Source organism: Kitasatospora putterlickiae (genome assembly GCF_039527695.1).
GTDB classification, from domain to species: Bacteria; Actinomycetota; Actinomycetes; order Streptomycetales; family Streptomycetaceae; genus Kitasatospora; species Kitasatospora putterlickiae.
The window spans coordinates 1-4464 of record NZ_BAAAKJ010000463.1; the positions used below are offsets into that span (position 1 = coordinate 1).

At 74.4% G+C, this 4464-nt stretch carries 6 protein-coding genes and 1 pseudogene; 6 read left to right on the plus strand and 1 reads right to left on the minus strand.

Annotation, left to right across the window (positions count from 1 at the left end):
- From ABD308_RS36920 to ABD308_RS36945, 6 genes and pseudogenes are all read left to right on the plus strand, one after another.
- A pseudogene (locus tag ABD308_RS36920) lies at nucleotides 1–270 on the plus strand (ATP-binding protein); the annotation flags it as partial.
- Nucleotides 267–674: a roadblock/LC7 domain-containing protein gene (locus ABD308_RS36925; protein ID WP_344344686.1), complete on the plus strand. Its 408-nt coding sequence runs from the start codon at nucleotides 267–269 to the stop codon at nucleotides 672–674. The pseudogene ABD308_RS36920 and the gene ABD308_RS36925, both read left to right, overlap by 4 nt.
- Nucleotides 671–1030, plus strand: a complete 360-nt coding sequence (locus ABD308_RS36930) for a DUF742 domain-containing protein (protein WP_344344687.1) — start codon at nucleotides 671–673, stop codon at nucleotides 1028–1030. Before ABD308_RS36925 ends, ABD308_RS36930 begins: the two co-directional genes overlap by 4 nt.
- Entirely contained in the window at nucleotides 1011–1631 is a 621-nt protein-coding gene (locus ABD308_RS36935; RefSeq protein WP_344344689.1) for a GTP-binding protein, read from the plus strand. The genes ABD308_RS36930 and ABD308_RS36935 overlap by 20 nt, the downstream gene beginning before the upstream one ends.
- Nucleotides 1632–1699: 68 nt before the next feature.
- Nucleotides 1700–3223 carry a cytochrome P450 gene (locus ABD308_RS36940; RefSeq protein ID WP_344344691.1) on the plus strand — a complete coding sequence of 508 codons (1524 nt, stop codon included), beginning with the start codon at nucleotides 1700–1702 and terminating at the stop codon, nucleotides 3221–3223.
- 70 nt (nucleotides 3224–3293) lie between these two features.
- The gene (locus ABD308_RS36945; protein ID WP_344344693.1) at nucleotides 3294–3938 is read left to right on the plus strand and encodes a dihydrofolate reductase family protein; all 645 of its coding nucleotides are present in this window, start codon (nucleotides 3294–3296) and stop codon (nucleotides 3936–3938) included.
- Nucleotides 3939–3980: 42 nt separating this feature from the next.
- Here ABD308_RS36945 and ABD308_RS36950 read toward each other — a convergent pair.
- On the minus strand, nucleotides 3981–4464 hold a 484-nt coding region (locus ABD308_RS36950; RefSeq protein ID WP_344344695.1), incomplete at its 5' end, for an aminoglycoside phosphotransferase family protein.

Sequence of the window (4464 nt, forward strand, 5' to 3'; positions counted from 1 at the left end):
CGGCACGCCGCGCCGCCGAGCCGGTTCGTGGCCGGTTCCCCGGCCCGCCCGACCACCGCCGGCCCCGGCACCCCCGCCCACGGCACCCCCACCAACGGCAGGCCGCCCGGGAAGCCCGCCGACGCGGGACCGGAGGAGGTGCAGCCGGGCCTCTGGCTGGCCGCCTTCACCGAGGGCATCAACGGCACCGGCCCGGACGGCGGCGGCGAGAGCAATGGCAGTGGCAGTGACAACGGCGGCGGCAACGCGAACAGGAGGGACGAGCGATGACTCAGCCACGGACCAACCTGGACTGGCTGCTCAAGCAGCTCGCGGACGAGGTCCCGCTCGTCCGCAACGTCGTCGTGCTCTCCGCCGACGGCCTGCGGATCGCCCAGCACGGCGCCGAGCCCGACACCGCCGACCGGCTGGCCGCCGCCTGCGCCGGGCTGCAGAGCCTCGCCGCCGCCGTCGGCCACGAGTTCCCGCACGGGGACGGCCGGATGCGGCTGGTGGTGATCGAGATGAGCGGCGGGTTCTTCTACCTCATGGCGGCCGGCCCCCGCGCCTACCTCGCGGTGCTCGCCGACGAGGGCGTGGACGCCGGGCTGATGGGTCACCGGATGCGCGACCTGGTCGCCCGGATCGGCGAGCACCTCAGTACGCCTCCGCGAAGGGGCGAGCCCGTCGCATGAGCACCACCGGCCGGGACTGGGGCGAGGAGGCCCCGGAACGCTTCTACGTGATCACCCGCGGCCACACCCAGCCGACCGAACGCCCCGCGCTGGACCTGGTCACGCTGATCGTCGCCCGGGCCGAGCCCGGCGCCTCGATGCCACCGGAGCACGCGGCGATCCTGCGCCTGTGCGGATCGCCGCTCTCGGTGGCCGAGATCTCCGCCTACCTGCGGCTTCCCGTCAGCGCGGTGACCCTGCTGCTGGCGGACCTCGTGGCCGAGGAACGGGTCGAGGCGCGCGCCTCCGTCCCGGCCGCCCTTCTCCCCGACCGTGCCCTGTTGGAGGCGGTGATGCATGGACTTCAGCGGCTCTGACATGGTGCTCGGGCCGGCGGACGAGGATCTGCTGCCGGACTCGGCCACCGCGGCCGTCAAGGTGGTGATCGTCGGCGGCTTCGGCGTCGGCAAGACGACCCTGGTCGGCTCGGTGAGCGAGATCCGCCCGCTGACCACCGAGGAGACGATGACCCAGGCCGGGGCGGAGGTCGACGACCTGGCCGGGATCGAGCGGAAGTCCGAGACGACCGTCGCGATGGACTTCGGCCGGATCAGCATCAGCGACGAACTGGTGCTCTACCTGTTCGGCACACCGGGGCAGGAGCGGTTCTGGTTCCTGTGGAACGGGCTGTTCGAGGGGGCGCTGGGGGCGGTCGTGCTGATCGACACCCGCCGGCTGGAGATCAGCTTCGACGTGATCGGGCGGCTGGAGGACCGCGGGGTGCCGTTCGTCGTCGCCGTCAACGCCTTCCCCGGCTCCCCCGACTGCCCGGACGAGGAGCTGCGGCTCGCCCTCGACCTGCCGCCCGAGGTGCCGATCGTGGCGTGCGACGCCCGGATCCGCGAGTCGGGGCGGGACGTGCTGCTCGCGCTCATGCACTACCTCTACGACCTCGCGGGGCCGCCACCGGCGCACTGAACCGCGCCCGCCCCGAGCCGTCGCCCCCCATCCGCCGACCCCACTCGCCGACCCCCTCCGGAGCCACCGTGACCTCCCCGTTCCGTGACGACCCCGCCCTCGCGCCGCCGGCCGGCTGCCCCGCCCACCGCGCCGGCGACCCGGGCGGCCGGGACCAGGCCCTGCTCGACGCGCTCGACGAACCCGCCCCCGACGAGCCGGGCCTCGACGAACTGCCCGTCGCCGGACTCCGCCGGCTCTACGGGCCCGCCGCCGAGGCCGACCCGGCCGGCCTCTACGAGCAGTTGCGCGCCGAGTACGGCGAGGTCGCGCCCGTCCTGCTGCACGGCGACCTCCCCGCCTGGCTGGTCCTCGGCCACACCTCGAACCTCACCGTGATGCGCACGCCCTCGCGCTTCTCCCGGGACTCGCGCCGCTGGACGGCGTTCCAGCAGGGCCTGGTCGCCGAGGACTCCCCGCTGATGCCGGTGATCGCCTGGCAGCCGCTCTGCGTCTTCGCGGACGGCGCGGAGCACCGGCGGCTGCGCGGAGCCGTCACCGACGGCCTGAACGGCACCGACCGGCGCGGCGTCCGGCGCTTCGTCACCCGCTACACCGCCGAGCTGGTCGAGGAGTTCGGCGGGAAGGGCCGGGCCGATCTGGTCAGCCGGTTCGCCGAGCACCTGCCGATGCTGGTGATGACCCAGCTGGTCGGCATGCCCGAGGAGTACGGACCGCGCCTGGTCGAGGCGGCGCGCGACCTCATGAAGGGCACCGAGACGGCCATCGCCAGCAACGACCACGTGGTGGCCGCGCTGCGCCGCACCGTCGAGCGCAAGCGCAGCGACCCCGGTCCCGACCTGTGCACCCGGCTGATGCAGCACGAGGCCAGGCTCACCGACGAGGAGGTGCTGGAGCACCTGCGGGTCGTCCTGCTCGCGGCGAACGAGACCACCGTCAACCTGATCGCCGACACGCTGAAGATGATCCTCACCGACGAGCGCTTCCGCGCCCACCTGTCGGGTGGTCACATGACCGTGCCGGACGCGCTGGACCAGGTGCTGTGGGACGCCCCGCCGATGTCGCTGGTGGCCGGGCGGTGGGCGACCGGCGACACCGTGCTCGGCGGCCGGCGGATCCGGTCCGGCGACATGCTGCTGCTGGGCCTGGCCGCCGGGAACGTCGACCCGGTGGTCCGGCCGGACCTCGCGAAGCCGCTGCACGGCAACCGCTCCCACCTGTCGTTCGGCAGCGGCCCGCACGAGTGCCCGGGCCAGGACATCGGCCGGGCCATCGCGGAGGCCGGGATCGACTGTCTGCTCACCCTGCTGCCGGACCTGCGGCTCGCCGTCCCGGAGTCGGAGCTGACCTGGACCTCGGCCTGGCTGTCGCGCCATCTGGTGGAGCTGCCGGTGGAGTTCACCCCGCGCGAGCACCTGCCGGAGACGGTGGCGGCGGCCGCCAGCGCGGGAGCGGCCAGGGACACCGCGGGCGCGGCGCCGGCCGTCCCGCCTCCGGTGGAGCACGTGGAGCCGGTGGAGCCGGAACCGGCTCCGCTGCCCGGACCCCGGCGCGGATGGTGGGGCACGCTCACCGGCTGGCTGCGGCGCTGAGCGTCGAACCGGGCCGGTCGCGGCTAGAGTCGGCCCCGAACCCCAGCGCCGACCACCGAAGGGGGACCTCGTGTCCCTGGTACGCGTCCACAACTTCTCCGTCTCGCTCGACGGCTACGGCACGGGCGAGGGGCAGACCCTGGAAGCCCCGTTCGGCCACGCGGGCGAGCGGCTGCACCAGTGGTTCTTCCGCACCCGGACGTTCCGCGCCATGCTCGGCGAGGAGGACGGCGAGACCGGCGTCGACGACGCGGTGGCGCGCACCTGGGGCGGCGGCGTCGGCGCGGAGATCATGGGGCGCAACAAGTTCGGCCCGCAGCGCGGCCCGTGGCCGGACCACGAGTGGAACGGCTGGTGGGGGCCGAACCCGCCGTTCCACACCCCGGTGTTCGTGATGACCCACCACCCCAGGCCCAGCGTCGAGATGGCGGGCGGCACCACCTTCCACTTCGTCGCCGGCTCCCCCCAGGAGGTGCTCGCCCGGGCCCGGGAGGCCGCCGGCGACCTGGACGTCCGCATCGGCGGCGGTCCGGCCACCGTCCGCGCCTTCCTCGCCGCCGACCTGATCGACCATCTGCACGTCGTCGTGGTGCCGATCCTGCTCGGCCGCGGCGAGCGCCTCTGGGACGGACTCGAAGGCCTGGAGGAGCGCTTCCGCATCGAGTCCGTCACCACCCCGAGCGGTGTCACCCATGTGACGTTCACCCGGCCCTGAGCGTGCGGCCTTGAGCGTGCCGCCCTGAGCATGCGGCCAGGTTCAGGCCGGTGCCGCGTCGTAACGGTCGAAGAGGTCCTGGAGGTAGTCCTCCAGGCGGCCGGCCACCAGTCGCGGTGTCAGGTCGGTGCGGCCGAGTTCGCGCCAGGGGCCGGCGACCTTCCCGGCGTCCGGTGCGAAGGCCAGGGCGTCCAGCAGTCGCCAGTAGAGGTGGGCACGCGCGTCCTCGGCGAGGGTGCCGCCGGCCGCGAGGTAGCGGTCGGCGAAGCCCATGCCCGCGGGGACGCCGTGCAGCAGGGCGAGCGCCGTCGAGCAGTGCGCCACGTCGAGGTCGGCCGGGCCCCAGGAGGTCTCCACCCAGTCCACCACCCCGCTGATCCTCTGCCCGTCGCCGTCCCCCTCGAAGAGCACGTTGCCGGGGTGGAAGTCCCGGTGCAGGAAGCAGGGCGCGTACGCGGGCGGCTCCCGGCGGATGACGTCCACCGCCCGCCGCCACAGCCCGGGCCGCCGGGTGTCCGGGGGCACG